Annotated in this window: 26 protein-coding genes; 8 read left to right on the plus strand and 18 right to left on the minus strand. The window is 59.9% G+C overall.

The features are described from left to right. Positions 1-6 precede the first annotated feature (6 nt). From ACYUCQ_RS05345 to trbB, 10 genes are read right to left on the minus strand one after another with little or no spacing between them, the layout of a single operon-like run. Positions 7-1,227, minus strand: coding sequence for a TraB/TrbI/VirB10 family type IV secretion system protein (locus ACYUCQ_RS05345; RefSeq protein WP_460253466.1), 1,221 nt, complete (start codon positions 1,225-1,227; stop codon positions 7-9). After that, positions 1,224-2,225 (minus strand): P-type conjugative transfer protein TrbG, encoded by a 1,002-nt coding sequence (gene trbG / locus ACYUCQ_RS05350; protein ID WP_460253467.1) that lies wholly within the window; start codon positions 2,223-2,225, stop codon positions 1,224-1,226. The genes ACYUCQ_RS05345 and trbG overlap by 4 nt, the downstream gene beginning before the upstream one ends. Continuing rightward, the gene (gene trbF / locus ACYUCQ_RS05355; RefSeq protein ID WP_460253468.1) at positions 2,225-2,905 is read right to left on the minus strand and encodes a conjugal transfer protein TrbF; all 681 of its coding nucleotides are present in this window, start codon (positions 2,903-2,905) and stop codon (positions 2,225-2,227) included. Before trbF ends, trbG begins: the two co-directional genes overlap by 1 nt. A 2-nt stretch (positions 2,906-2,907) precedes the next feature. Further along, a complete protein-coding gene (trbL, locus tag ACYUCQ_RS05360; RefSeq protein ID WP_460253469.1) occupies positions 2,908-4,245 on the minus strand; it encodes a P-type conjugative transfer protein TrbL in 1,338 nt (445 codons plus the stop codon). Between the two features lie 3 nt (positions 4,246-4,248). Then, complete coding sequence (gene trbK-alt, locus ACYUCQ_RS05365; RefSeq protein ID WP_460253470.1) at positions 4,249-4,662, minus strand: putative entry exclusion protein TrbK-alt; 414 nt, start codon at positions 4,660-4,662, stop codon at positions 4,249-4,251. Then, entirely contained in the window at positions 4,659-5,399 is a 741-nt protein-coding gene (trbJ, locus tag ACYUCQ_RS05370; protein WP_460253471.1) for a P-type conjugative transfer protein TrbJ, read from the minus strand. The genes trbK-alt and trbJ overlap by 4 nt, the downstream gene beginning before the upstream one ends. Next, positions 5,396-7,855, minus strand: a complete 2,460-nt coding sequence (gene trbE, locus ACYUCQ_RS05375; RefSeq protein WP_460253472.1) for a conjugal transfer protein TrbE — start codon at positions 7,853-7,855, stop codon at positions 5,396-5,398. The genes trbJ and trbE overlap by 4 nt, the downstream gene beginning before the upstream one ends. Before the next feature lie 11 nt (positions 7,856-7,866). Then, on the minus strand, positions 7,867-8,136 hold the full coding sequence (locus tag ACYUCQ_RS05380; protein ID WP_460253473.1) for a VirB3 family type IV secretion system protein: 270 nt from the start codon (positions 8,134-8,136) through the stop codon (positions 7,867-7,869). Continuing rightward, complete coding sequence (locus ACYUCQ_RS05385) at positions 8,133-8,465, minus strand: TrbC/VirB2 family type IV secretion system protein (RefSeq protein ID WP_460253474.1); 333 nt, start codon at positions 8,463-8,465, stop codon at positions 8,133-8,135. The genes ACYUCQ_RS05380 and ACYUCQ_RS05385 overlap by 4 nt, the downstream gene beginning before the upstream one ends. Continuing rightward, a complete protein-coding gene (gene trbB / locus ACYUCQ_RS05390; protein ID WP_460253475.1) occupies positions 8,462-9,406 on the minus strand; it encodes a P-type conjugative transfer ATPase TrbB in 945 nt (314 codons plus the stop codon). The genes ACYUCQ_RS05385 and trbB overlap by 4 nt, the downstream gene beginning before the upstream one ends. 273 nt (positions 9,407-9,679) lie before the next feature. On the opposite strand from trbB, the gene ACYUCQ_RS05395 reads away from it, so the two are divergent. Further along, positions 9,680-10,855: a hypothetical protein gene (locus ACYUCQ_RS05395; protein ID WP_460253476.1), complete on the plus strand. Its 1,176-nt coding sequence runs from the start codon at positions 9,680-9,682 to the stop codon at positions 10,853-10,855. 92 nt (positions 10,856-10,947) lie between these two features. Here the strand turns inward: ACYUCQ_RS05395 and ACYUCQ_RS05400 are convergent, their stop codons facing one another. Beyond that, on the minus strand, positions 10,948-11,346 hold the full coding sequence (locus ACYUCQ_RS05400) for a VOC family protein (RefSeq protein WP_460253477.1): 399 nt from the start codon (positions 11,344-11,346) through the stop codon (positions 10,948-10,950). An 80-nt stretch (positions 11,347-11,426) separates the two neighbouring features. Between ACYUCQ_RS05400 and ACYUCQ_RS05405 the strand changes: the two genes are divergently transcribed. Continuing rightward, positions 11,427-11,939 carry a GNAT family N-acetyltransferase gene (locus ACYUCQ_RS05405; protein ID WP_460253478.1) on the plus strand — a complete coding sequence of 171 codons (513 nt, stop codon included), beginning with the start codon at positions 11,427-11,429 and terminating at the stop codon, positions 11,937-11,939. A 238-nt stretch (positions 11,940-12,177) separates the two neighbouring features. Here the strand turns inward: ACYUCQ_RS05405 and ACYUCQ_RS05410 are convergent, their stop codons facing one another. From ACYUCQ_RS05410 to ACYUCQ_RS05425, 4 genes are all read right to left on the minus strand, one after another. Further along, positions 12,178-12,615 (minus strand): CopG family transcriptional regulator, encoded by a 438-nt coding sequence (locus ACYUCQ_RS05410; RefSeq protein ID WP_460253479.1) that lies wholly within the window; start codon positions 12,613-12,615, stop codon positions 12,178-12,180. A gap of 5 nt (positions 12,616-12,620) precedes the next feature. After that, a complete protein-coding gene (locus ACYUCQ_RS05415) occupies positions 12,621-14,606 on the minus strand; it encodes a conjugal transfer protein TraG (RefSeq protein ID WP_460253480.1) in 1,986 nt (661 codons plus the stop codon). A gap of 205 nt (positions 14,607-14,811) precedes the next feature. Next, positions 14,812-15,717, minus strand: a complete 906-nt coding sequence (locus ACYUCQ_RS05420) for a hypothetical protein (protein WP_460253481.1) — start codon at positions 15,715-15,717, stop codon at positions 14,812-14,814. Further along, positions 15,714-16,352, minus strand: a complete 639-nt coding sequence (locus ACYUCQ_RS05425; protein ID WP_460253482.1) for a glutathione S-transferase family protein — start codon at positions 16,350-16,352, stop codon at positions 15,714-15,716. Before ACYUCQ_RS05425 ends, ACYUCQ_RS05420 begins: the two co-directional genes overlap by 4 nt. 108 nt (positions 16,353-16,460) lie before the next feature. Here ACYUCQ_RS05425 and ACYUCQ_RS05430 point away from each other — a divergent pair, with 108 nt between their 5' ends. Further along, positions 16,461-17,363, plus strand: coding sequence for a LysR family transcriptional regulator (locus tag ACYUCQ_RS05430; protein ID WP_460253483.1), 903 nt, complete (start codon positions 16,461-16,463; stop codon positions 17,361-17,363). Between the two features lie 242 nt (positions 17,364-17,605). Here the strand turns inward: ACYUCQ_RS05430 and ACYUCQ_RS05435 are convergent, their stop codons facing one another. Continuing rightward, positions 17,606-18,460, minus strand: coding sequence for a LysR family transcriptional regulator (locus ACYUCQ_RS05435; protein ID WP_460253484.1), 855 nt, complete (start codon positions 18,458-18,460; stop codon positions 17,606-17,608). A 102-nt stretch (positions 18,461-18,562) separates the two neighbouring features. Between ACYUCQ_RS05435 and ACYUCQ_RS05440 the strand changes: the two genes are divergently transcribed. The 4 genes from ACYUCQ_RS05440 to ACYUCQ_RS05455 all read left to right on the plus strand — a co-directional run bounded on the left by ACYUCQ_RS05440 (position 18,563) and on the right by ACYUCQ_RS05455 (position 22,275). Next, positions 18,563-19,573, plus strand: coding sequence for a zinc-dependent alcohol dehydrogenase family protein (locus tag ACYUCQ_RS05440; protein ID WP_460253485.1), 1,011 nt, complete (start codon positions 18,563-18,565; stop codon positions 19,571-19,573). Beyond that, positions 19,570-19,959, plus strand: coding sequence for a DUF302 domain-containing protein (locus tag ACYUCQ_RS05445; RefSeq protein WP_460253486.1), 390 nt, complete (start codon positions 19,570-19,572; stop codon positions 19,957-19,959). The genes ACYUCQ_RS05440 and ACYUCQ_RS05445 overlap by 4 nt, the downstream gene beginning before the upstream one ends. Beyond that, a complete protein-coding gene (locus ACYUCQ_RS05450) occupies positions 19,956-20,948 on the plus strand; it encodes an SLAC1 anion channel family protein (protein WP_460253487.1) in 993 nt (330 codons plus the stop codon). The genes ACYUCQ_RS05445 and ACYUCQ_RS05450 overlap by 4 nt, the downstream gene beginning before the upstream one ends. A gap of 415 nt (positions 20,949-21,363) precedes the next feature. Further along, a complete protein-coding gene (locus tag ACYUCQ_RS05455; protein ID WP_460253488.1) occupies positions 21,364-22,275 on the plus strand; it encodes a hypothetical protein in 912 nt (303 codons plus the stop codon). A gap of 202 nt (positions 22,276-22,477) precedes the next feature. On the opposite strand, the gene ACYUCQ_RS05460 is transcribed toward ACYUCQ_RS05455, so the two are convergent. Both ACYUCQ_RS05460 and ACYUCQ_RS05465 read right to left on the minus strand, forming a co-directional pair. Beyond that, positions 22,478-24,232, minus strand: a complete 1,755-nt coding sequence (locus ACYUCQ_RS05460; protein ID WP_460253489.1) for a relaxase/mobilization nuclease domain-containing protein — start codon at positions 24,230-24,232, stop codon at positions 22,478-22,480. A 247-nt stretch (positions 24,233-24,479) separates the two neighbouring features. Continuing rightward, complete coding sequence (locus ACYUCQ_RS05465) at positions 24,480-24,998, minus strand: lytic transglycosylase domain-containing protein (RefSeq protein WP_460253490.1); 519 nt, start codon at positions 24,996-24,998, stop codon at positions 24,480-24,482. On the opposite strand from ACYUCQ_RS05465, the gene ACYUCQ_RS05470 reads away from it, so the two are divergent. Further along, positions 24,925-25,218 carry a hypothetical protein gene (locus ACYUCQ_RS05470; RefSeq protein WP_460253518.1) on the plus strand — a complete coding sequence of 98 codons (294 nt, stop codon included), beginning with the start codon at positions 24,925-24,927 and terminating at the stop codon, positions 25,216-25,218. The two genes, ACYUCQ_RS05465 and ACYUCQ_RS05470, sit on opposite strands and share 74 nt — an antisense overlap. The last annotated feature ends 63 nt before the right edge of the window (positions 25,219-25,281 follow it).

The following is a 25,281-nucleotide window of genomic DNA, read 5'->3' on the forward strand; positions in this document are numbered from 1 at the left end:
TGCTCTTCACCCGCGATAGGGTGCCAGAACGAGGTCGCGCGTCACCATGACGCGGACCGGGTAGCCAGCGCGAATTGTGAGGGTTGGTTGAATGCCGAGGGACCGCCCGACGACTTGTTCACCGACCTGGTTGATGCTTTGGGACGTCCCCTGGCGCAGGGCTTGCGCCAATGAAAACGCGTTGTTGTTGCTGGTGCCTGCTTCGGTGCCAACACTGAGCAGGGTGGATAGGATCGCTGCTTTGAACAGCATGCCCCAATGATTGTCGACGCGATCATGCAGCCCGGCATAACCAGCGGGATCGGCGGCGGGTTGGTTGACGAGGAGAATGGAGGCGCCGTCTGGCATGATCAGTCGCGTCCAGACGAGTTGCACGCGCGATTGGCCGAAGGCGATTTGAGAATTGTATGCGCCGATTAGGCGCGCTCCTTGCGGAATCAGGAGGATGGTGCCGGTCGGGCTATCATAGACATTTTCGGTGACTTGGGCGGTGACGAGGCCGGGCAGATCGGAGCGAATGCCGGTGAGCAAGGCGGCAGGAATGACCGATCCTGCTTGCAGGATGTCAGCGCTGGCAGGCGGCATAAGACGTTCCGCACTGACCGGCGATTCGCTCGAGTTGTGCGCTGCAAACGAAGCATTTGCGCTGTTATTCGGGCCTGTTGCTCCAGATACGCGCGCTGTGGGAAGCGATGCTGCTCCGCCAGAAAAATTTCGATTTGCCAGCGAGGTTTTCGCCTGTGCGGCATCGGTGGGCACGAATAACCGGCTTTTGCGTGCGGCTTCTCGCTCCTGCGCAAGCTGCCGATTTTTTGCGCCGCTGTTTGCTGTATTTGCGGCGGGTAATGCAACGGCGGAAATATTCGGCGCGGCCACCCCGGCATGAACAATCGGCGGCCCCAGATCACCCGGGAGCGGCGGGCCAAGACGCGGTGCGTGGTGCGGCAAATTCGCATAGGATTTTGGTAGGACCGAAAGACTATCCGGCGCGGCGGGTGTGCTGAAATTCACTTTGTCGCCCATTTCGTGACGATGATGCGGCTGGAGCGCGAAAAATAATGCGGCACCAATGCCAATAGCGGTGATGGCACTCAACGCCAGAAGCACGCGCCGCGACAGGCGGGTCACTGGTGGGCGGCTTGATCGCAGCCGCATGGCGTCCGGTGGCCGAACCGGGTCGACGGTAGGAGCACCAACCTCGGCAGGATTTTTCGTGCCATCGCTCAAGGCTGAGGCACTCCATCGGTGCGCACGATGCGGACAATCTGCTGGTGTTTGGCGCCAAGACGTAATTCAGCCGCTGCGAACAAACGATCAACCACCATGTAATTTTGCTCGACGCGGTAATTGACCAGTTCCGCTCCGCCCTGCGCGCCAATCACCCATAGCGGCGGCATGTCTCCCGCAGAAATGCCTATCGGAAACTCGATGAATACTTGTCGTCCGTCATCGAAGGCGCGGATCGGCCGCCAGGGCGGATGTGCGCCCTCGATCCGATATCGAAAATTCAGCGCGTTGATGTTTACACCGGCGATAATTGGCGCGGCAGTTTCACTGGCTTGGTTCTGACGGCGGAGCGCGAAGAGTTCGTCCTCCGGGTATGTCCAGGACACCGCCGCCATATAGGTTTTCGGGTCGGAGTGAAGTTCGAGATGATAGGTGCGGCGATCAGTGTTGATCACGAGGTTGGTATTCAGGCCTGCCTGGGTCGGTTTAACCAGAATATGAACGCGGCGTTTTGCACCAGTGCCGCTCTCGGTGTCGCCGATAATCCAACGAACGGTATCACCAGCGGCAACCGGACCTGAGCCCGTCAGGGTTTCGCCGCGCTGGAGCGCAATATCGGTAATCTCGCCCGGCGCCGCATAGACTTGGTAGAGCGCGCCCTTGGACCAGGGATAGACCTGGATGGCATTGATATAGTCGCGCCGAGCTGGCTGCACGCGGGCCGCCGCGTTGCCCTCATCGACGCGCAGACGGGGATTGGCCGGTTCTTGCGCTTGCGCCGATCCAGAGTTTTGCGCGCCTCCAATCGGTTTGAGTTGGCCCGGGAGCGGAAGCAGTTTGGGCAGCTCGACGATGCGCACCGGTTTGGGCGGGTTTGGCTGCAAGACCGCCTGTTTGGGCACGGAATTATAGGTGATCTCGGGTGGTTTCCAGCGCGGCGCGGAACAGGCGGCGAGCATCAATGGAACAAAAACGAGAGCAAAACGGATGGAACGCATCAGTCAAACTCCTTGGACCAGTTGAGGGCGGTGATGTAGATGCCGAGCGGATTGTTGCGGAGTTGGGTCGCGGTCGTCGGCTGGCGGAGCGCAATGGTGAGGATCGCGCTCCAGCGCTGGGTGGAGGTCAGCGCGTCATCGGCATAGTGGCTTTCCACCCAGACCACCCGGAAGCTGCTCTTTGACGCGCGGATCACGCTCACCACCGAGACCGAAACCTGTTTGTGCCCCACCTTGGAAAACGGCTTGCTGGCTCGGGCATAGGTGCTGAGCGCAAGGGCACCTTTGTCGGTGACATAGTGATAGGCATCGAGCCAGTTTTGGCGGAGCACGATAGGGTCGTCCGGGATGCTGCGCACTTCGGTGATAAAATGGGCGAGATACCAGGCGATCTGCGGATCGGTCGGTTGGTAGGCGGCGGTGGCTGGGCCGATGGCCTGGGCGCGGCCGAGCTTATCGACCTGCACCACCCAGGGCGTGATGGTGCCCTGCGCGGATTGCCAAACCAGACCGCCCGCCAGCCCCGCGCTCATGATCAACATCCCGAAGAAAGCGAGCCGCCAGTTTTTTGCCTGAACGCGCGCGGAGCCTATGCGCTCGTCCCAGACCTGACCGGCCCGCTGATAGGGCGTCTCGGGTTCGGGCGTTTTGCCATAGCGCACGGTCGGGCGTCGGAACATTTTTACTCCTCGGAGAGATCGACGCCGCTGCCGCTGGAGGGCGAATCACCCGAGCGGATGGCGTGGTTGGCGGCGGAAGCGCCACGATTTATTTGCTCGCTCCGCCTCATGCGTTTGGCCCAGGCCGGCGGGTTGGAATCGCCGTTATTTGCTCCAGCTCCGTGTCTTGCGCTGGCGCCGGAACCTGTTGCAACGGCTGAACCCCCTGATCCAGAGGATCCCCTTGGTCCGCTCGATCCACCCGAACGCATCGCGGTGACGGCGCGCCCGCCGCTTGCAAAACTCTCGCGCATGCTGTTGGCCGCGCGACGGAGTGGGCTGATCGCGGCTGAGCCAGCTGCACCGGCAACGCCGGATAGGCCGCCCACGCTGTAGGCGGTGGTGGTCGCCCCGGCGAGGGCTGCACCGCCACGCGCAGCTCTCGCAACTGTGCTGCCTGCGACGCCCACAGCGCCAAGACCGGCGGCAGCTAGACCGACACCAGCAGCGCCTGCACCGGCAACGGCAAGGCCGGTGCCCACGGCAGCGCCTGCGCCGAGCTGTGGCCCGCCTGCGATCAGGCCATTGGCGATGCCTGGGCCGAAGATCGACAAGGCCAGCAGCGAAAGTGAGGCGAGGATCAGGGTCAAGGCATCGGCGATCGTCGGTGAATTGCTGATGCCTGTCGTGAGCTGACCAAACACCGTCGAACCAATGCCGAGGATCACGGCAAGAACCAGAATTTTGACGCCGCTGGAAACGACGTTGCCAAGCACTTTTTCCGCCAGAAAGGCTGTGCGTCCAAACAGGCCAAACGGCACCAGCACAAAACCTGCGAGTGTCGTCAGCTTGAATTCGATCAGGCTGACAAAGAGCTGGATCGCCATGATGAAAAAACTCAGCACCACGATCAGCCATGCGAGGAGCAAAATGGTGATCTGGATGAAATTATCGAAAAAGCTGACATAGCCCATCAAACCAGCAATCGAGGCCAGGACGGGCATGCCTGCGGTAATGCCAACCTGGGCAACACGGCCCGGCTGCAGAAGCTGGGCCGACGTGAGCGTGTTCCCGCTGGCTTCGAGACCGAGCCCGGCGAACGAATGAAAAATAATCGCGGCGAGATTGTTGAAATTGCCGATGATGAAGGCGAAAACGCCGATATAGAGCGTCTTCTTGATCAGCCGGGCGAGAATGTCCTCATCAGGTGCAAGGGTCCAGAACAACCCCGCGAGCGTGATATCGATGGCGATCAGGATGCCGGCGAGCCAATGCACATCGCCCTGCACCAACCCGAAGCCGGAATTGATATACTGGGTGAAGACCGCGAGAAAACGATCGATGATGCCGGTGCCGCCCATGGCTTACGGCGCTTCGGATTTTGGCGGAGCGGTTTTTGCGCCTGCTACCGATACCTTGGGCAAATCAGAGATGTTGGTGGCGGTAGGTGTTGTAGGTGTCGAAACTGCGAAAGTTGCGGAAGTGGCGGCGGTGCTCGCACCAGAGCGAACTGGTCGATAAGAGAAAAAATGTTTTTGTTCTCTCTCCCAGGCAGCAAGGCATTGCCGGTTTTGGGCTGCCGCCATGCCGATGCCTTGGCAATGCGCCAGCTCGGCGGAGAGATTGTTCGATCCCTGCGCGGTAACGGAGCGAAAAAGCTTATGCGCTTTTTCTCGCTGCTGAAATTGCAAGGCTACGAAAGTAATTGCGCCCGCGACAAACGCATAAGCTGCCCCGCGCGCCCATCGTTTTTTTGCTCCTCGATAACGGGCGATCATGGGAACATATGAACGGTCTGGGGTTGGTAGCCCAGCCCATAATTCAGGAACCGCGAAAGCTGCTGCTGGGCCTGCTCCTTGCTCTCGATATGCATCGCTGCTTGCAAGCTTTCAGCACGGGCCATTGAGGCCATGACGGCGGTCAATTGGGAAAGCTGGGTGGTTTGCAGCGCCAGGAGCTGGTTACCCGATTGCGCGGCCTGCAGTGCGCCGGTGGCGGCTTGGCTGGAAGAGACCAACGCATCAACCTGAGTGCTGGTGGCGTTGAGATTCTGCACCACACCGGCCTGCACCCGCATCGCATCCTGATAGCCTGCCAACGCATTTTCCCAACGCGTGTGGGCATCGGCGAGCAATTGCTGCGAGGATGTCGCGCTGGAATAGGCTTGCGGATAGGTCTGGGCAAAAGCCTGGTTGATGGTGGAGACGTCGTAGCCAATGTTCTGCGCCTGCGCGAGCAATTGCTGGGTTTGGTTAATGGTTTGCTCCAGCTCGGCGAGCGAGGAGTATGGCAGGTTCGCGAGGTTGCGGGCTTGGTTGATCAGCATGCGCGCTTCGTTCTGCAGGCTGGCGATCTCGTTATTGACCTGCTGCAGTTCGCGCGCGGCGGTGAGAACATTCTGGCTGTAATTGGTCGGATCAAACACAATCCATTGCGCCCGCGCAGACGGAGAAAAATCGCCAACGCAAAGCGCCATCGCCCAGATCACTCCGATTAGGGCTCGGCTTGATTTCATGATTTTTGCTCCCGCGCAAAAACTGAGGCTGACGGCGAGCAAAAATCGGTCAGCATTGATGCCGCCCAATGCAGCCCTTTGGCGCGGAGCCACGCATCCGCAAATCCCTCACGGCCATGGGTAGCGCAAAATTCGGTGATGGCGGCTTGATCGGTCTTGGATGAGGACGCGCAGAAAGCGAGCGCGACTTCGGATAGGCCGAGGTCGAAGAGCCGATTGCCCCGACGTGATTGGCAGTAATAATCGCGCTTGGGCGTGGCCCGGCTCAGAATTTCGATCTGGCGATCATTCAACCCGAAGCGCCGATAGATCGCAGCGATTTGCGGCTCCAGAGCGCGTTCATTGGGGAGCAAAATCCGGGTCGGGCAGCTTTCGATGATCGCCGTCGCGATAATGCTCCCATCGATATCGGCCAGGGACTGGGTGGCGAAGATCACGGAGGCGTTTTTCTTGCGCAGCGTTTTGAGCCATTCGCGCAATTGACCAGCAAAGCCTCGATCATCGAGCGCCAGCCAGCCTTCGTCGATGATCAGGAGAGAAGGACGGCCATCAAATCGCTCCTCGATCCGGTGAAATAGATAGGCGAGCACGGCGGGCGCGGCACCCGCGCCAATGAGCCCCTCCGTCTCGAAAGCCTGCACATCGGCGCTACCGAGATGTTCTTGCTCCGCATCAAGCAGCCGCCCCCAGGGCCCCGCGAGCGTATAAGGCTGCAAGGCTTGCTTGATCGCGTTCGATTGCAGCAATACCGACAGGCCTGTTAGGGTTCTCTCCGGCACTGGCGCGGAAGCGAGCGAGGTCAAGGCGGACCAGAGATGGTCTTTTTGCTCCGGCGTGATGGTCACTGATTGGCTGGCAATGAGAGAAACAATCCAGTGGGCGGCCCAGGCGCGCTCGCCAGCATCATCGATCTGTGCCAGCGGCTGCAATGCCACCGGTGTTTCGCTCCCATCGGCTAGAGCGCCGCCAAGGTCATGCCAATCGCCGCCCATGGCGAGTGCAGCCGCGCGGATTGATCCGCCGAAATCAAACGCGAATACCTGCGCGGCGGGATAGCGCCGGAATTGCAGTGCCATCAGCGCGAGCAAGACCGATTTGCCCGCGCCGGTTGGCCCGACGATTAGGGTATGACCGACATCGCCGACATGCAGCGAAAACCGGAACGGGGTAGACCCTTCGGTTTTGGCAAAGAAGAGCGGTGGCGCTGCAAAATGATCGTCACGCGTGGGACCGGCCCAGACGGCGGAGAAGGGCATCATATGGGCGAGGTTCAGGGTGGAGATCGGCGGCTGACGCACATTGGCGTACACTTGCCCCGGCAAGGAGCTGAGCCAGGCTTCGACCGCATTGACCGTCTCGCGCATGCAGGTGAAGTCGCGCCCCTGGATCGCTTTCTCCGCAAGGTTTAGTCGCTCCTCGGCGATGCGGGCATCCTCGTCCCAGACGGTGATGGTGGCGGTGACGTAGGCCGTGCCGACCAGATCAGCGCCGAGTTCCTGCAGGGCTGCATCGGCGTCGATGGCTTTGTTGGCGGCGTCGCTATCCATCAGAACCGAGGCTTCGTTGGTCATCACCTCCTTGAGGATCGCCATCACCGATTTGCGCTTGGCGAACCATTGCCGGCGAATTTTGCCGAGCACGCGGGTAGCATCGGTCTTCTCGAGGCAGATGGCGCGGGTGGACCAGCGATAGGGAAAGGCCAGCCGGTTGAGATCATCGAGCAGCCCGGGCCAGGTTTGCGTCGGAAAACCCATGATGGTGAGCGTGCGGAGCGATGCTGGACCCAGCCGTGGCTCGAGCCCGGCGGCAAACGACTCATCGGCAAGGATAGCGTCGAGATAGATCGGGGTTTCCGGCACGCGCACGCGCTGGGTTCGCGTTGAGACGCAGGAGTGGAGATAAGTCAGGGTTTCGGCATCATCGAGCCATGCGGCTTCGGGCATGAAGCCTTCGATCAGCGCGAGAACTCGGTCTGTGCGGTTAACGAAACCATCGAGAGCCGAACGCCAATCGGCACCCGTTTGCGCGCGGTTTTCGTAAAGCCAAGCTTCCGCACGGGCTGCATCATCAGGGGGTGGTAGCCAGAGGAGGGAGAGAAAGTAGCGGCTCTCGAAATGCGCGCCCTCTTCTTCGAATTGCGCGCGGCGCTCGGCATCAACGAGGGTTGACACCGGATCGGGGAAGATACTGGCCGGGTAGAGGTTGGCGGGCTGGCGCTGGGCCTCCACGAATATCGCCCAACCGGAACCAAGGCGGCGTAGCGCATTATTCAGACGGCCGGTGATCGCGACGAGTTCGGCTGGGGTTGCGGAATCGAGATCAGGTCCCCGGAACCTTGCCGTTCGCTGAAAGGAACCATCCTTGTTCAGCACGATCCCGGGCCGCACCAGCGCCGCCCAGGGGAGAAAATCAGCGAGCCGATCTGGGCGATGGCGATATTCCGCAAGATGCATCATTTTTTGCGCCCTCACGCCTGCAGATGCTGCGGGTAGCGGAGGTGACGGCGCACGACGTCGACAAAATCGGCATCGCGCCGCGCCGCCCAGACGGCGACGAGGTGTCCGAGCAACCAGATGGCCGCACCGGCAATCCAGAGCCGGAGACCAAGGCCCAAGGCGGCTGCGAGGGTGCCGTTAATAATCGCCACGGCCCGTGGCGCACCACCCAGCAGGATTTTCTCCGTCAGCGCGCGATGCACCGGCGCGTAATAGCCAGGCGCAAAATCGCCCTGGTTCATCGGACCAAAGCTCCACCCGCAAAGGAGAAAAAGGATAGAAAAAAGCTGGAGGCCGCGAAGGCAATGGATAGGCCGAACACGATCTGGATCAGACGACGGAATCCGCCGGAGGTTTCGCCGAAGGCCAGGGTCAGGCCGGTGGTGATAATGATGATCACCGAGACGACTTTGGCTACAGGGCCTTCGATAGATGCCAAAATCTGGTTGAGCGGCTGTTCCCACGGCATGTTTGAGCCGGCGGCATAGGCAGGTGCGGTTGCGAGAGCGAGTGCGATGAGAATTATGACCATCGACGCGACAAATCGTTGGCGGGTGGCACAAAAATTCATGGGAGCGAACCTTCTGCTGCTGTGAGAACGTAATCGCCGGTGGGGCTCAGGCCCGAGAGGCGCGAAAGTTCGGTTATTCGCCGCGCTGATCCGCGCCCGGACAGCACCGCGATGAGATCGATTGTCTCGGCGATCAGGCCGCGTGGGACCGTCACAGCGGCTTCCTGGATCAGCTGCTCCAGCCGGTGCAGTGCGCCGATGGCGGAGCCCGCATGCAGTGTGCCGATACCGCCTGGATGGCCGGTGCCCCACGCCTTCAGCAGATCGAGCGCTTCGGGTCCGCGCACCTCGCCGATGGGAATACGGTCGGGGCGCAGTCGCAGCGCCGAGCGCACCAAATCGCGGAGCGAAACCGCACCATCTTTGGTGCGGAGCGAAACCAGATTGGGGGCCGCGCATTGTAGCTCCCGCGTATCCTCGATCAGCACGACGCGGTCTGCTGTTTTTGCAACCTCGGCAAGCAGCGCGTTGACCAGCGTGGTTTTGCCGGTCGAGGTGCCGCCCGCGACCAGCACGTTGCGGCGTTCGGCGACGGCGTTGCGCAGAATCTCCGCCTGCTCGGGCGTCATGATGCCAGTCGCGACGTAATCCTGGAGCGAAAAGATGGCGATGGCCGGTTTACGGATGGCAAAGCTGGGGGCGGCAACGACCGGCGGCAACAACCCCTCAAACCGCTCTCCCGTCCCGGGCAGTTCGGCAGATACGCGTGGCGCACCGGCGTGGACTTCGGCGCCGACATGGTGTGCAACAAGACGAACAATGCGCTCCGCATCGGTGGGCAGAATGCTATAGCCGGTATCTTCCAAGCCGCCGGAAAGAACATCGATCCAGAGCTTGCCGTCCGGGTTGAGCATCACTTCGACGACACGATCATCATCCAAATAATCGGCGACAGCCGCGCCAAGCGCCGTGCGGAGCATGCGGGCACCGCGGGCAAACATCTCGGACCGGAGCGAAATTGTCGTCACATCGAACCCTGCGCTGGCACCCAATCGGGGCGCGTTGATCAACGGGGTTGATTAGAAAGAGACGGAATGGCCTTAATGCAACAAGGTTGATAGGCGCGTAGGGGCGTGGGATAGCATCAGAGCAAAATCGGTCGGTAGTTCAAGCGCGCATCTGAATAGGCTCGGTCTGACGAAATGGTCGCTTCTCATAAATGGCAGTTCAGGTCCAAGTTCCGCACCAATGCTTATGGTTGGAACGGGTCGCACTTGGCCATCGACCGGCTCAAGGCCGCCGTCTCCGAACTCAGGTCCGTCGCCAAGGCAGATCCGGTACTTGCTGGTGAAGGCGTTGTGTTGCTGGCGGAGCGAATCTGGCCATCTCTCCAGGGCATCGACAGCTCATCTGGTGCTCTCGGCTCGGCAGTGTCGCGTACCCTCGACGAGCTGATCCCCATCCTCATCGCTGCCCCGGCGACGCCGGCGACGCGAGGGAAGTGGCTGTCGCGTTTGTTCCAGGCGGTTCAGGAGGATGGCGTCGATTATCTGTCGCCGCTCGAGGATCGTTGGGGCGAAATTGCCCAATATCCCGAGTTGATGGAAGAATATGCGACCCTCTTGATCGGCATGCTGCGCCGGGCTTGGGCCGACCACACGACGTTCTCCCATGTCACTGGCACATCCATCTGCTTGTCTTGCCTGCTGGAACTCGGCCGATATGACGAGCTCCAAGAACTTCTCGCCGTCAATCAATCGAAATTCTGGCCATGGCAGCGGTTCGGCGCGGAAGCTTTGCTCCGTCAGGGACTATGGGAGAGCGCGATTGCCTATGCCGAGGCTGCCCGAGGCAAAACGAATTCAAATTTCTACGACCTGGCGGTTGATCGGTTTTGCGAAGCCGTCCTGATCAAGCACGGTCGTTCGGACGAAGCCTATCGGCGTTACGGCCTCAACACCGCGCGAGGGACCACCAACCTTGCTATCTACCGCTCGTTGGTCCGCCAGTATCCTGACCGTGACCGGTGCCAGATGCTGCTGGATCTAATCGGTTCACGCGGTGATAAGGCAAAATGGTTTGCCGCAGCGAAGGATGCTGGGTTCTTTGATATCGCCATCGAGTGCGCGGCAACATCCGGCGCTGACCCATCGACGCTGGTTCGTGCCGCACGAGATTTTCAGAAAAAAGAGCCGAAATTCGCGGCAACGGTCGCCCTGTTTGCCCTCTCCAGTTTGCTCTCGGGGGGTGGGTATGATCCCGTCCCGAGCGATGCATCGGATGCGGTGACCTATCTTTGGGCCGCCGCGCTTGAAACTGGGGCACTCGATTGGGCGGAGGAAGAACTTGGAAAGTTGATAAGCCAGCACTGTGCGCCCGGCAGGCAGATGTTTCAGAGCGTTATTAAAACAGCGCTGGCGCAACGGCAGCAGCGCAAGATTACGCCGTGACTGGTGTTGCTGAGGGCACCGAGCATGTCGGTTATCATTCCCGATGCATCAGCGCCATTAAAGCGATTTACGGCGGTGTCGATAGCGAATGCTCATGAGATACTCCAATCGGACTGCTGGATGACAATCCTATAACCATCGGGGTCTTCAAATGTGCGCCCACACCGATCCCAGTACGGGTTGAATGCCGGTACCGGCATGAAGCCTGCCGACACCATGCGGGCTATAGCCATCTCCCACTCTCCCGGATCTGGAATGTAGAAGATCAGCAGATGATCCTGTGTCGGCGCTCGACCGGAGGCGTGGCCGTGGACTCGGGTGAATTCAAGGTGATAGGGAACGCCTTCGAGACCAAACATGACGCCGTCAAAGCCATCATGGTTCTCGAAGCGGAAAAGGAGATCAAGGCTAAGGCCATCCCGATAGAACGGAATCAATCCATCAATGTTGTCCGTAGGGCGGGCAACGCGGAGCTTGGCGACCGAGGGCATTCATATACCATAAGTGCCGCGCCGACCGGCTACAAGCGACCTCATTGCCGACATGGGACATGGTTATGCTAATGTCAGCTATGGAAATCATTTCGACACCGCGACTTATTTTGAGAAGTCCACTTTCGGGCGACCTACAAAATCTGCATAACCATGTGCTGTCGGACCCCGACGTGATGAAGATGGCGTTTGCCGGCGTTACGTTGTCTTTCGGGCAATCGAAGCAGTTTTTCGACACCAACTTCGACCACGATCATAGTGGCCGCAAATTAGGCATCCTTATCGAGCGAGAGACGGAAATGTTTGTCGGCATTGCAGGTTTGCTTCCTTGCAATGTGTTGAACAGTCCGGAATACGAATGTGGGTTCGTGCTCAGACGTTCCGTTTGGGGGCGAGGCTACGCGACTGAGATCGCTCGCCGGCAAGTCGAGTATGGGTTGAGCGAACTCCATTTGGACCGCGTCCTTGCTCAGGTCGCACCTCGAAATCAGGGATCAGTTGCCGTTCTGAAAAAGATCGGCATGAAATTTCACAAATCGGTCCAAAGCGCAGAGCGTGGCGAACGGCACGTATATGTCGTCAATCGTGTTTAATGGATTACGGCGCCTGATCTGTCCGCTCTCCCCCGATCGGGCATTTCAAACCATCGAAACACGGAGATTTGCTCGTTTAGGTACATAGGTGAGCAATTCTATCACGTCGTTGACCGAGTGGAGGGGCAAGGTTGACCATCAGCTTTGCTACAATCTTTTCTTCCGCAATGCCCGTTGAATAAAGTTATCAGAAATTGGAGAAATTTTTTGATTGACCGTCCAGAATCACCGTTCGAGATCAATCTATTTTTCCGCCGTTATTTTCCCGATCTGTTGCATCGATATCCTGAATAATCTCATCGGCAAGCTTTCGACCTCGGGCAAGGCGCCGTCCCAGGGCTTCAACAAACCCCTCGTATCGCTCCCGGCCTTTCGTCTGCGCTGCTGATAGCGCTGCATCAGGCAATGGCGGTGTGCTGGTAAGCCAGAAGCGGACGAAAACGGCCATCGCCTCATTTGAGATGGTCACGTGGCGCTCGATCCGCTCGAGATGCCGCGTCATCCGATCGAGCCGCCGGGCGAGTGCTGCTTCCAGCCGATCAGTACCGTCCGGTGACAAATGCGATGCCAACGCGGCCTCGACCACGACGGCTTGGGGCACGCGCTTTTGCGCGGCGTAATCCGCGAGCTTACCCGCGAGATCGGGCGGCAGGCGAAATGTATGTCGCGTTCGCATGATTGTCACATGTCCATATCGTCGGCCGGATCGAGCGAGACCTGCCGGGCGATTGAGGGAAGGCTGCGCTGGAGGAGGCGGTTCTGCACGGCCCCATCGTCGGGTTCATCTTCCATCGGTTCGAATTCATCAATCGGGTGACGGGATTTGGGCACGATATCTTCGTGCTCGGGTAATTCGGGCTCGCGGCGAATTCCGCCATTGGCCGGGTCTTCTGTGGCCGATACAGTGAGAAATCGCGCCGTGCTATTGGCCCAGTCGCTATCGGCCTGGACTTCGGCGCGGCCCGGCACGGCGGAAGGCGGTGTCCGTGATAAAATTGGAGGCGGCAGGATGCGGGCCTTGAGTTCGGCGTCCTCATAATAGCGCGCTTTTTTGGCACGGATCGGAGGGCAGCCGGAGACCATCACCAATTCGTCCTGCGGCGGCAGCTGCATTATTTCGCCGGGCGTGAGCAGCGGGCGCGAGGTTTCTTGCCGCGACACCATCAGATGACCAAGCCAAGGGCTAAGCCGGTGGCCAGCGTAATTCTTCATAGCGCGCATCTCGGTTGCGGTGCCGAGGGCGTCGGATACACGCTTGGCGGTGCGCTCATCATTGGTCGCGAAACTAACCCGCACATGGCAATTATCTAAGATTGCGTTGTTCTGCCCATAGGCTTTCTCGATCTGATTTAGCGACTGCGCGATCAGAAAGCTTTTCAGCCCATAACCCGCCATGAAGGCCAGCGCGCTTTCAAAGAAATCCAGCCGCCCCAGCGCCGGAAATTCATCGAGCATCAGCAGCAGCCGATGCCGTTTTGCCGTGGCGTTCAATTGCTCGGTCAATCGGCGGCCAATCTGGTTGAGGATCAGCCGCACCAGCGGTTTGGTGCGGCTGATGTCGGAGGGCGGCACAACCAGATACAGCGTGGCAGGTTTGTGCGCGGCCACCAGATCGGAAATGCGCCAATCGCATCGGCTTGTGACGGACGCGACTACCGGGTCACGATATAGGCCAAGAAACGACATGGCGGTGGAGAGCACGCCGGAGCGCTCATTGTCGCTCTTGTTCAGCAGCTCGCGCGCTGAACTGGCAATCACCGGATGAACGCCACCCGAACCGAGATGCGCTGTGCTCATCATGACGCGAAGCGTCGATTCAATGGGGCGACGCGGATCGGAGAGAAAATTTGCGACGCCGGCGAGGGTTTTGTCTGGCTCGGCATAGAGCACATGCAGAATGGTGCCGACCAGGAGCGAATGGCTGGTTTTCTCCCAATGATTGCGGCGTTCCAGCGCGCCTTCGGGGTCAACCAGCACATCGGCGATATTCTGCACGTCGCGCACTTCCCATTCGCCGCGCCGCACCTCGATTAGCGGATTATAGGCCGCGCTGGCGGCGTTGGTTGGGTCGAACAGCAATACGCGCCCAAATTGAGCGCGCCAGCCAGCAGTGAGCGTCCAATTCTCGCCCTTGATGTCGTGCACAATGGCAGAGTCTGGCCAAGTCAACAGCGTCGGCACCACGAGGCCAACCCCCTTACCGGACCGCGTCGGCGCAAAGCACAACACATGCTCCGGGCCATCATGGCGCAAATATTCGCGCCGCCAGCGCCCAAGCACCACGCCGTCATGGCTCAACAGCCCGGCTGCCCCAACCTCGCGCGCATCGGCCCAGCGCGCAGAACCATAGGTGGTCACTCGGTTTGCCTCTCGCGCGCGCAAGACGGACATGGTGATTGCGACCACCACGGCAGCGATGCCGCCCGACGCAGCGATAAACCCGCCGGTGACAAAGATCCAATGAGCGTAGGCGTCATACGCGAGCCACCACCAAAAGAACGCGGGGGGCGGATAAACTGGCCAGCCGAGGAGCAAAAACCAAGGATGACCGAGGCCCGGCTGGAATGCCAAGCGCCATGCCACCCATTCCGTCGCGGCCCAAACGAAGGCGAGCACGGCGGCGGTGACAGCAAAAATTTGGCCCCAGAGGATTTTGGTCGCGGACATGGCGGCAGATTATCAGTCGCCTGTCATTAATCGGTGCAAGCCCCTTTGCCTCGCAGTATGAGAGAAGGAGTTTCTGGGTTAAATTTCGGCGGGAGAGGCGTGCGTCAATTATTCAGCTACGGCGGCTTTGCGCGTCAACTCCGCTATTCAATGACAATTACCTGCATCCAGGAAGCGGACATGTGCCGACAGGTAAACCCAGAAACTACTGCGATGTCACGGGCCAGAATGGAGAGGCTTCGCCCGCCGTGAGACGTATGGGCATGGCGCCTCGCAGCCAATGGCCCTGCTCCATACGGAACCGCCAGAGACGCTCGGCACCTTGCGGCTTAACGCCAGGTTCATCCACCAGCCAAGCCGCGCCGCTCAGCTGCAGCACATCGCCCGACAGAAAATCCGGAAAAAGCAGCCCGACATGAGGATACAGTATGATATTTCCGAGCGTGTTGAAGAAGGAGTTGCCGGCATAGTCTGGGATCGTCAACACGCCGTCCGGTTCAACTTTGACAAAGCCAGGCGGCCCGCCACGATGCGATACATCCGGAAGCATTCCGCTCCCGCCAGAAGACGCAGCGAAAAAGCTCGTTGCCATCGTGATTAGCGCGTGCGCCGCATCGTCAAGCCTCGTAAGTTTCTCCTGCCGCACGCTTGTTTCACTTACCGCCGCATAATCCCGCCGCATGATATATTTGGGGCAGTTGCCGAAGCTTTCCTCGACGGAGAGGGTGAAACCGTGGGAACCCGAAGTCAGCACATGTCCGTTGACCCGATTGCGCCGGCGTGTGGGCAGCTCGATGCCGAGGATGCCCAACGGCAGCCCGGGTGCCAGTTCGGTCGCCAGGGAATCGTCGGCTACGGGAAGCGTCCCCACGGTCAGCGTCTTCGGGTCTGGGCTCGAAACAAACCCCGGCGAGCCGCCGATCAGCGAGGCCCACACATTCCCGGCCTGATCCTGGTACCCAGCCAGGATAAAAGGCAGTTGCGTGAAGAATTGGCGGTGCTGGTCCGGCATGACGGTGCGGATCACGCGTGATCCAATCTCCGCCATCCGCCCGGCGACGCCAGCCCGCTCTTGCAATGTCTGTTCTCCTCTGTGCCAGGGCGTCGTCATGATGCGTGCCCCACCCGGCAGCCGGCAGCCGGCATAGGCAGGAAGTGCGGCAGGGCCTCCACCCGGCGGAGCCAGGCGAGCACATTCGAATGGGGCGCCAAATCCACACCGCCCTCCGGCGCCTTGGCAACATAGCTGTACACCGCCACATCGGCGAGATTGGCCGTGGTGCCGGTGAGGAATGGGGTGCACGCCAGAACCTCGTCCAGCTGCGACAGCAGTTTCTCGGCCGCGGAGACGGCTCGTTCATAGTCGTCTGGAGCGCCAAACACTTTCACCAACCGCGCTTTACAAGGTCCATTGAATACGGGTCCCTGGGCAACGGAGAGCCAGCGTTGCACTTGTGCAGCAGCCAACGGGTCCTCCGGGAGCCAGGTCCGCGCATCGTCGTATTTCAGTGCCAGATAGGTGATGATCGCGGTTGAATCCGCGATAACGGCTTCGCCATCCCGCAATACGGGCACGGTCCCGAACAGGTTGAGCTTGCGGAACGCCAGAGTGGCCTGTTCGGCGCCGTCAAGATCGACTTGGTGAAACTGGTACGGAAGCTGCAGCAGGTTCAGCATCAACTCTGCCCTGTGGGAATGGCCGGAAAGGCGGAAGCCGAGCAACGTGAGATCTGGCTCTGTGGGCATTGTCTCTCTCCTGGAATGGGAACTCGATGAGGGACACATAGGGCACTTCTCACATTGTTATAATCTACGAATTTTGGTATTCTTTAGTGCGATTATTGGGATAATCTGATGGACCGGCTGGATAGTCTGGCAATCTTTGTTGCTGTTGCGGAGCAAGGTAGCTTTATCGCCGCAAGCCGTCGCCTAGGCCGTTCGCCCACAGCGGTAAGCCGCGCCGTAGCGGCCCTGGAGGATGAGCTAGGAGGGGCATTGTTTACCCGCACGACTCGCGCCAATGCGCTAACCAAGTCGGGAGAAGCCTGTTTGGAGCAAGTGCGGCGGATACTGGCTGAATATGCCGGACTGCGCGAAGCCGCCGGCGCGCAAAGCCGCCCCACAGGATCGGTTGCCATCACCGCGCCAGAAATGTTCGGGCGGATGCATGTCCTGCCAATTGTGCAGGAATTCATGGCGGCGCATCCGCTTGTTGAAATCTCGCTGCTGCTGCTGAACCGACAGGTGTCCTTCATCGATGAGGGCATCGATCTCGGATTCCGAATCGCCCAACTGGCCGATTCGAGCCTGCGTGCCATTCGCTTGGGCCAGGTACGGCAGGTTTTATGCGCAAGTCCGGAATATCTGGCCAAGGCGGGCGTACCTCAGCATCCGGGAGAGTTGGCTGGACACCAGATCATCGCCATTACGGGTGGACGCCCGATGCCCGACCGCTGGCGATTTCGTACGCCGCAAGGCGATCAAACCGTGCGAGTAAAGCCGCAGCTTGCGGTGAACACCGTGCAGGCGGGACTGGAGGCCGCAGCACGCGGCGGGGGTATTGTGCGCGTGCTTTCCTATCAACTGGCGCCGCTGGAGGCAGGCGGGACTCTGCGGCGCCTGCTCACTACGCATGAGCCAGCGTCTGTACCCATCCACCTCGTCTATCCCGCCGGACGGCATCTACCGTCGCGCACGCGTTTATTTATAGATTACGCCGTGGCCGGACTCAGAGGGCAGTTCACTGAAGTGGATTGATTCGTAACAACGCAGTTTGTGGCAAGCCTAATTCGATCGACTTTCCAGCATCATGCGCGACCCTAAACGCATACCGCTGGTCTGCTTTTTCGGGTATCAAGAACGCGGCGGACAGGCTGCGGTCGGCCCGGTCCAGCGAACCGCCAGCTTAGCGCCTCATCGCGGCCATTCAGGGAGTTTTGGTCATATTGCGATAGCGGGCATTGAATCGGCAATTGTGACGGCCTGCTTGACTGACTAGACTAGTTTGCGAGCTTCTCGATAACTAAGCGCAGCAATTCACGCATCCGTGTCAATCGCCGAAGATCGCGGTGATAGCCGACGAAGGTGTCCCGGCCCGGCGGCTGCTCGTCGAGGTCCAATGCGACGATGCTGGGAATCGCGTCGCCCAGCGGGCGCGGCAGGACCGCGAGACCTGCGCCGTGCGAACATAATTGCGCCTGGACCTCGCGGTTGTTGCTGCGGTGCGCAACTGTCGCGTTGGGCAACAGTCGCTTAAGCCAGACCGCATCTGGCATTTCCGAAAAGTCGGCGTTCATCGTGATCACCCGCGCGCCGCTTCCGTCACCCGAACACGGCTTTTCGCTTCCGGCCAAGCCATAGAGCGCATATGGGATGTGCAGCAGCCGGCGCGAAATGATTTCCGGCTCGTCGAAAGGCTTGATTCGGAATACCATGTCAGCTTCGCGCCGCGGTAAGCTGTAGAGGCGCGCATCCGTCAGCAGTTCGACACACACGAATGGGTGCCGAAATCCGAACTCTGCCAGCACTGGCGCCAGCATGTATGTGCCGAACCAATCTGAGGAAGAGAGCCGCAGCATTCCCTGTAACTGCGACTCCTGGCCAGCCAGCTGCCGCTGGAACGCTAGGACTTCCTCTTCGACCCGCTCTGCGTGAACGAGGACCGAGGCTCCCTCCCCGGTCAGCACGAAACCCTCGCCTGTGCGCTGAAACAACGTCTGGCCTACCGCCGCCTCAAGGGCGCGCAGGCGCCGCCCCATCGTCGGTTGAGTCTGTCCAAGTTGCCGGGCTGCTGACCCGAGCGTCCCTTCGCGCGCGATCGCCAGGAAGACTCGTAGATCGCTCCAATCCAGCATCGCATTTGACCCGAACAAAATTGCATGAACCTCATACAGTATTGATGATCGCCATGCGAGTTGTCATGGCCGATATTCAGGTTGTCACTGGGAGCACCCGCGATGAACGAACATTTCACGATGCAAGTCGCACTTTTGGAAACGCACGGTGCGCCCTTCCGTCTCACCAATGTCGCCCGGCCTGTTGCGGGCCCAGGTGAGGTGCTGATCCGAGTAGCCGCGAGCGGCGTGAACCCGCTCGACCTGAAGATCCGCGAAGGTGCCGCCGACCACGCAAGGCAAAAGCTACCCGCGATCCTGGGCATCGACCTTGCTGGCACGGTCGTGGCGACCGGTGCGGCGGTAACGCGCTTCAGACCCGGCGATGAGGTCTTTGGGATGACCGGAGGCGTTGGCGGCCATCAAGGTTCGCTCGCACAATATGCCGCCGTTGATGCCCAGCTGTTGGCGCTCAAGCCGGCCAATCTTAGCATGCGGGAAGCCAGCGTGGTTCCGCTTGTGTTCATCACGGCCTGGGAAGGCCTGGTCGACCGCATGGCGGTGCAGGCGGGTCAGGCCGTGCTGGTTCTGGGTGGTGCGGGCGGCGTCGGCCAGATGGCGATCCAGATCGCCCGCGACCGCGGCGCCGATGTGTTCGCGACCGGGTCGGCATCGAGCCGGCAGACAATCGAAAGCCTCGGTGCACGCTTCATCGATCGGACGGAGGCGGTAGAGGCGTTTGTGGCGCGCTTGACCGGCGGTCGCGGCTTCGACCTCGTCTACGACACCGTGGGCGGCGCGACGTTGGACGGCGCGTTCGTTGCCGTGCGCCGGTTCGGCCACGTGGCGAGCGCGCTCGGCTGGGGAGCACACGCGCTCGCGCCGCTGTCGTTCCGCGCGGCCAGCTATTCGGGCGTCTTCACCCTTTTGCCGCTGCTCACGGGCGAGGGGCGGGCGCATCATGGCGACATCCTGTCCGAGGCGACGCGCATGGCCGAGGCCGGGCGGCTGTCGCCGTCGCTGGACCCGCGGCGGTTCAAGCTGGACGAAGTTGCCGACGCCTATGGTCTGCTCGCCACGGGCCAGGCGCGAGCCAAGCTGTCGATCGACATTGAGGAGGGAGAAGGATCATGAAAGACGCAGACGTTCTCGAGACCGTGTCGGCGCATCCGTTCGAGACGACGCTCGAACGCTTGTTGGCGGCGATCGCGGAAGCCGGCCTGATGCTTTTCAGTCGCATCGACCATCAAGCTGGCGCGCAGAAGGCCGGACTGGAGATGCCGCCCGCGACGGTGCTCACTTACGGGCATCCGAAGGGCGGCACGCCGATCATGCTCGCCGCCCCTTTGGCCGCGCTCGACCTTCCCCTGCGGGTGCTCGTCCGGGTGCAGGAGGACGGACGGACGGCGATCGCCTTTCGCCCGATAGCCGCTGTCCTTCGAGGGGCCGGCGTGCCTGAGCCGCTCGCCAGCAGGCTCGACCCGGCGCAACAGATCTTGTTGAAGGCGGTGGCGTCATGAGCGAGTCGCTGGCTCTCGTGGCGCCCGGCAGGCCCTTACTCGACTACCTGCCCGTCGGCCTTTTCGGCTCCGTCATGGGCTTGACGGGCCTGTCGGTGGCGTGGCGGCTCGCCTCCGTTCGCTACGGCGTTCCGGAGGGGATCGCACTTGGCATCGGCGGCTTGGCGGCGGTCGCCTTCGTGCTGCTGCTAGCCGGCTATTCCGTCAAGCTCGTGACCGCCTTCCCCGCGGTTCGCGCCGAATTCCGGCATCCGATCGCAGGCAGTCTCTTCGGTACGGTCCTGATCAGCTTGTTGCTGCTCCCGATCGTGCTGGAGCCATTTGCACGCCGCTTTGCGCAAATCCTGTGGGTGGTCGGCGCTGTCGGAATGGTGGTGTTCGCCTGGCTTATCGTCAGCCGTTGGATGAGTGACCGGCAACAGGTCGCTCACGCGACGCCAGCGTGGATCATCCCCGTCGTTGGTTTGTTGGACGTGCCGCTCGCACTTCCGACGCTCGGGTTGCCGCCTATGCACGGGCTAACTGTTTTTGCGCTGGCCGCCGGTCTGTTTTTTGCTGTGCCACTTTTCACGCTTATTTTCTCGCGGCTGGTGTTCGAACCACCGCTGCCGGATGCGTTGAAACCTTCGTTGTTGATCCTCGTCGCACCATTCGCCGTAGGATACTCGACCTACACTGTAACGGTCGGTCAGACGGACCTGTTCGCGGAAGCGCTTTACACGTTGATGCTTTTCATGTTGGCCGTGCTGCTTGGGCAGCTACGAAAGCTGCCTTTTTGCTGCCCATTTCGCGTGTCGTGGTGGGCGGTGAGTTTTCCTCTCGCAGCTAGCAGTATCGCGTCACTTCGTTTTGCTGCAGCCCGACCCGGTATCATAACAAACGCGATTGCCTTGGCGCTGCTTGCTTTGGCTACGGTGGTCATTGCAGCACTTTTCTACCGGACCCTCTTTGGTGTGGGGAGGGGAGAATTACGGACGTTGAGTACTTGAAACTGGGCAGTCGCAACGGGGCTAATGCCCGCGGACAAGATGAAAATCCGCTTTTCCGGATCGATTTCGTCATAACCGCTGGCCTGCTTCCGGCCAAGCCTGGGTACCTCGAAAGGCACCTTTGCGCCCAAGTTGGACATTACCGATTGTTTCGCAATTGCCTGAAAGCGGACTGTAGGGTGTGGCGCTATTCCGCACCCCACCCCTCCGGTCTCATAACGTCGTAGGTAGGTTGCTACGGTAAGCAAATGAACGATAATCAGCCGAATTATAGCGGCGGCTGGGAGCGGTGGGATGCAAAGTCGCACCCACCCTTGCTTGCTCCGCACGTCCTGAGCGTTTAACACGCATCTATTAACTGCAGCCCAGTCTGGCGTATACTAGCCGCAAAACAGCATGATGGGCCGCCCTAGCAATGAATGAAAAGGACCTTTTGAAATTCGGAAAGAAGCTTGGCCTGTTCAAGACTATCAGTTTTTCTGATGCCAATGAACGACGCGCGCGCGTTAATGAAGTCAAAGAATACATTTCCAATATCCAATGTAGCCTTAACGAAATATTTGTCTTCCTAAAAGACAATACAATCTACAACCGGCAAACTCAGCACGCGTATTATGCTGCCTGCTTGAGTCCGTACGCCGCCTGCATGACTCCGTCGGGCGGTAACTACGCTCGCATCTCATCACTTTTGCACGCGATCTTGCAAACGCAGAGCATGCCATCACTCGATGATAGCTCTAAAACTTGGAAGATTTTGTTTGAACACAGGGCGACCTTCGATGCCGTACAAAATCCTACCGATCTCCTAAATGCATTAACTAAGCTGAGTTCTGCTGACCACGTCCCGAGCTCTACCGGAGGTACTTTCGACAGGATGTGGCACGTTCTGGCGGATAGCAAAGGATTCGGTGAGAAAACTGCAGCACTGTTCATCAAGTCAATTATTGACGTACATACTCTTGAAGTGAATACGGGATTGCGTTTCCTTGACAACGTTTCGATTGCGCCAGATGATTTTGTGCGCGTGCCGGTCGATTCCGTTATCAAGTATATTTTCAAGTATATTACCAGAAGCAACCTCGATTTCGAAACAATCAATGATTTGGTATTCAATCTCATCGGCAGAACCAATGATGAAGCCGTTATATGGGACGACCTTTGGTTTTGGGGATTTATCACGCAGCATGGTGGCGGCGATAATCGCACGCTAGCCATCAACGAGGCAAAATTCTGGACGATATATGGGTCACCCAAGGAAAAATGGGCTGACGTAAGAACGCAGGCGGAGAAGTTTATCGAGATACTACGTGCTTGCAGACTTGATTGATACATCCTATGCGTTGCAGTTGCGTCTAATCAAACGCCAGGAAGTGACTGTAGCCGTGCCCTCGATGGGTCGGCTTTCTGCCTCTTAGGCTCCAAAGCCGCCATTCCCCTTTCGGCCAATCCTCGCCGAAAAAACGAACGTCCGTCGGATAAGTTTTTCCGGACCGTCAGCGCCATTGCTCAACCGGTAATCGACGAAACACTCAAATTCCAATCCCCCGCTTCCGGCCCAAATTCCATTCCACTCCCCCTCCCGGTGCCATTACACCCGATACCTGCTTACCAAGCTGCTGCTCCAGCGCCGGACGCCAGGGCACCAGTTGAAATCCCATGCCGTCATCGATCATTGCGAACCGACCGGACGCCAGTGTCACGCGTTGCCGGTAAATGCCAGCAACGTGCTCGCCCTCGGCCGAGGGTCGGTGTGAAAGCCCGGTCTCGGCGGATAACCTGCTCGTGGCCTCATCAAGCTCGCGCCGACGCAACGTGTTGAGCAGATCGCGAGCAAAGATGACCCGTGGACCCTGCCTCTGTGCCAGTCCATCCTCGATGAGATACTTGACCCGCCTATCCATCGCGTCCCGAACCTCCGCACCAAACCCGGCGCCGCTGATCGCGGGTTCTTTGGCAAGAAGTTGGCGATCAACCCAGGTTGCACCCTGCGCGGTAATCTGGGCTTCGAGGGGCAGATCAGACCGCGTGGCCAACGATAGGCGGTGGCGGCCATTGGAATCCTCATAGGCTCGCACCTCGACGATCGCGCCGTGCTTGGCATCGCCGGTGAATTCCAAGTCTGCGAAGCGCACATGATGAGTGTGTCCGTCGATCCCCTCGATGATGGCATAGGCGCTCCCTTTCAGCTCATCATCAAGCCCGCGCTCGACAAGGCGGCCCAGCACGGGATTGGTCGGCGCGTCATCATGGAGCGCAAATCGGGTGACGTCAGGCTCGCGGTCGGCGCTGCTCATTGCGCGATGCATGGTTTTGATGACGTCGACACGAATGCCAAGCTCACGCAGTTTCGGCTCGATGCCTGGTTTGATCGCCCATTGCGCGGGCCCAAGTGGCTCGACCAGCCCCAGCCGTTCGAGCTTGGCAGCCCGACCGATCAGCAATCGGCGGAGTTCATTGTCGCTCCCGCCAGCCTCCGGGCGCAGATCAATAACGCCACCACCCTCATCGGCGCTATCGCGAAGCGCCCGGTCGAGGCTGGTCCAGCGTTCCGCGCTGATGTCTCGCTCCAGGCTGGTGCGGATTTCTTGTTCGCTCCTCGGCCCCAGTTCAAGGGTAATGCGTTCAGCGGCGCGGTCACGAAAGCCCCGGCTGATGTAGGCACGGCTGATGACGAGGTCCGCGCCATCATCAGCACGGCCGCGAATTAAGACATGAATATGCGGGTTGTCGGTGTTCCAGTGATCGACCGCTACCCAATCGAGCTTGGTGCCAAGGTCCCGTTCGACATCCTGCATTAATTCCCGGGTGAATGTGCGCAAATTATCCAGTTCGGCGGCATCCTCGGGCGAGATAATAAACCGGAAGTGATGACGGTCATCCGCGATCCGCTCCGCGAAGGCGCGATCATCGGCTTGGTTGGAATTGGCGTCGAACATTTTTGCTTCCGCTCCGTCCCGCGTCACGCCGTCGCGCTTGAGATAGGCGATATGCTTGGGCAGCGGTGCCGACCGAAATTTTGCGCCGTGATGGCGAACCACGCGCGCCTTCATCACCACCCGCCGCGCGGTCGAATGCAGCGACAATGAAGCTGCAGCGCGGCGTCCGCGCCCGAAGGTCGAACGACTTGCGCCTGCCTTGCTGCTCCGAATATTCGCGCCGACATGCCCAGCCTTCTTGGCAGCCCGCATCACCTCACCAACGAAGCTATCGGGGCGGCGGGCACGCTGGTTGCCATGGCGAATGCGACCGGGCCGGAGAGCAATATCATCCACCCGTGTTGTCATGGCGCACCAAACCCGTGTCGCGCCGGTCGGCGTCGCTCGGATCGTTGAATTGATTGAGAAATATGGCAGCAGCGACAGCAGGAGCGAATGGTCATATGTCCAAAATATCCAACCCAACCAACCACTTGCGCCCGCCCGCCGGCGGCGCTTTTCCCTTGCCGTCCATTGGTTGGGTTAGGGTGCGCTCGATCAAACCTACCCAAAAGGACACCAGAGCCCGCGAGACCACGCGCTGTCCCGATATTGATCATGGGCCAAATTTTCGCGCTGATGCCGTGACGAATAGGCCGTTCCCGAGCGGCGCGAATGCAGTTTTGTCGCCGATTTTTTGCTCAATCGCCGGGGCATTTGCGCGCGCGATCAACGGTGTCAAAGAGACGGCCGGGAACAGAGGGGCGGTGCTCCAGGATTGCGTGGATGCAACCGCTAGAACCGCTGCAGGATTATCGCCATCAATGATCGGCAGCAGTCGCGTTAGGTAGGCTTTTGTCTCGGCGGGCAGCTTTGCGCCGGTCACCAGATGTGCCTGCCATCGCGCGGGCCCGGCATTATAGGCTGCCAGAAAACCAGGAGCGCCATAGCGATTGAGCAGCGCCTTCAGATACGCCGTGCCCGCGAAAATATTGTTCGCCGGTGACTCTGGATTGGCGCCGAGATGGTAGCGGCGCCGGAGCAAAATCCAGGTTTGCGGCATGAGTTGCATCAACCCGATTGCGCCTTTGGGGGATATGGCGTGCGCATCGCCAGCACTTTCAGCGTTGATCACGGCGCATATCCATGCAGCTGGAATGCTGAAGCGCGCGGCATCGGCGGTGATAAATTTCGCGAACGGCGCGCAGACCGGCGATAATTTTGCGCTGATCGGTCGCGCGGTCTCTGCATGCGCAGACGACGCGATCAATGCCAAGAACACAGCACCCAGAGCGACAATCGATGCGCGTCTGAATGATGTCGTTGCTGCGGCCAGTCCGCCGCTGACTGGGTGAAAAATAGCCGGGAGCGAGAGGCAAACCGGGCGCGCAGATCGGGTTTGGCGGCGCGAGAAGTTG

The organism is Acidiphilium sp. MT5 (genome assembly GCF_054767495.1).

Coding starts and splice junctions, on each gene's coding strand:
- ACYUCQ_RS05410 (WP_460253479.1), bottom strand. CDS start 12,615: ATGCGAACGCGACATACATTTCGCCTGCCGCCCGATCTCGCGGGTAAG.
- trbK-alt (WP_460253470.1), bottom strand. CDS start 4,662: ATGATCGCCCGTTATCGAGGAGCAAAAAAACGATGGGCGCGCGGGGCA.
- ACYUCQ_RS05425 (WP_460253482.1), bottom strand. CDS start 16,352: ATGCCCACAGAGCCAGATCTCACGTTGCTCGGCTTCCGCCTTTCCGGC.
- ACYUCQ_RS05455 (WP_460253488.1), top strand. CDS start 21,364: ATGAATGAAAAGGACCTTTTGAAATTCGGAAAGAAGCTTGGCCTGTTC.
- trbJ (WP_460253471.1), bottom strand. CDS start 5,399: ATGAAATCAAGCCGAGCCCTAATCGGAGTGATCTGGGCGATGGCGCTT.
- ACYUCQ_RS05440 (WP_460253485.1), top strand. CDS start 18,563: ATGAACGAACATTTCACGATGCAAGTCGCACTTTTGGAAACGCACGGT.
- ACYUCQ_RS05445 (WP_460253486.1), top strand. CDS start 19,570: ATGAAAGACGCAGACGTTCTCGAGACCGTGTCGGCGCATCCGTTCGAG.
- ACYUCQ_RS05430 (WP_460253483.1), top strand. CDS start 16,461: ATGGACCGGCTGGATAGTCTGGCAATCTTTGTTGCTGTTGCGGAGCAA.
- ACYUCQ_RS05380 (WP_460253473.1), bottom strand. CDS start 8,136: ATGAACCAGGGCGATTTTGCGCCTGGCTATTACGCGCCGGTGCATCGC.
- trbF (WP_460253468.1), bottom strand. CDS start 2,905: ATGTTCCGACGCCCGACCGTGCGCTATGGCAAAACGCCCGAACCCGAG.
- ACYUCQ_RS05435 (WP_460253484.1), bottom strand. CDS start 18,460: ATGCTGGATTGGAGCGATCTACGAGTCTTCCTGGCGATCGCGCGCGAA.
- ACYUCQ_RS05385 (WP_460253474.1), bottom strand. CDS start 8,465: ATGAATTTTTGTGCCACCCGCCAACGATTTGTCGCGTCGATGGTCATA.
- ACYUCQ_RS05460 (WP_460253489.1), bottom strand. CDS start 24,232: ATGACAACACGGGTGGATGATATTGCTCTCCGGCCCGGTCGCATTCGC.
- ACYUCQ_RS05450 (WP_460253487.1), top strand. CDS start 19,956: ATGAGCGAGTCGCTGGCTCTCGTGGCGCCCGGCAGGCCCTTACTCGAC.
- ACYUCQ_RS05470 (WP_460253518.1), top strand. CDS start 24,925: ATGAGTTGCATCAACCCGATTGCGCCTTTGGGGGATATGGCGTGCGCA.
- trbE (WP_460253472.1), bottom strand. CDS start 7,855: ATGATGCATCTTGCGGAATATCGCCATCGCCCAGATCGGCTCGCTGAT.
- trbG (WP_460253467.1), bottom strand. CDS start 2,225: ATGCGTTCCATCCGTTTTGCTCTCGTTTTTGTTCCATTGATGCTCGCC.
- trbL (WP_460253469.1), bottom strand. CDS start 4,245: ATGGGCGGCACCGGCATCATCGATCGTTTTCTCGCGGTCTTCACCCAG.
- ACYUCQ_RS05420 (WP_460253481.1), bottom strand. CDS start 15,717: ATGACGACGCCCTGGCACAGAGGAGAACAGACATTGCAAGAGCGGGCT.
- ACYUCQ_RS05415 (WP_460253480.1), bottom strand. CDS start 14,606: ATGTCCGCGACCAAAATCCTCTGGGGCCAAATTTTTGCTGTCACCGCC.
- ACYUCQ_RS05405 (WP_460253478.1), top strand. CDS start 11,427: ATGGAAATCATTTCGACACCGCGACTTATTTTGAGAAGTCCACTTTCG.
- trbB (WP_460253475.1), bottom strand. CDS start 9,406: ATGTTTGCCCGCGGTGCCCGCATGCTCCGCACGGCGCTTGGCGCGGCT.
- ACYUCQ_RS05400 (WP_460253477.1), bottom strand. CDS start 11,346: ATGCCCTCGGTCGCCAAGCTCCGCGTTGCCCGCCCTACGGACAACATT.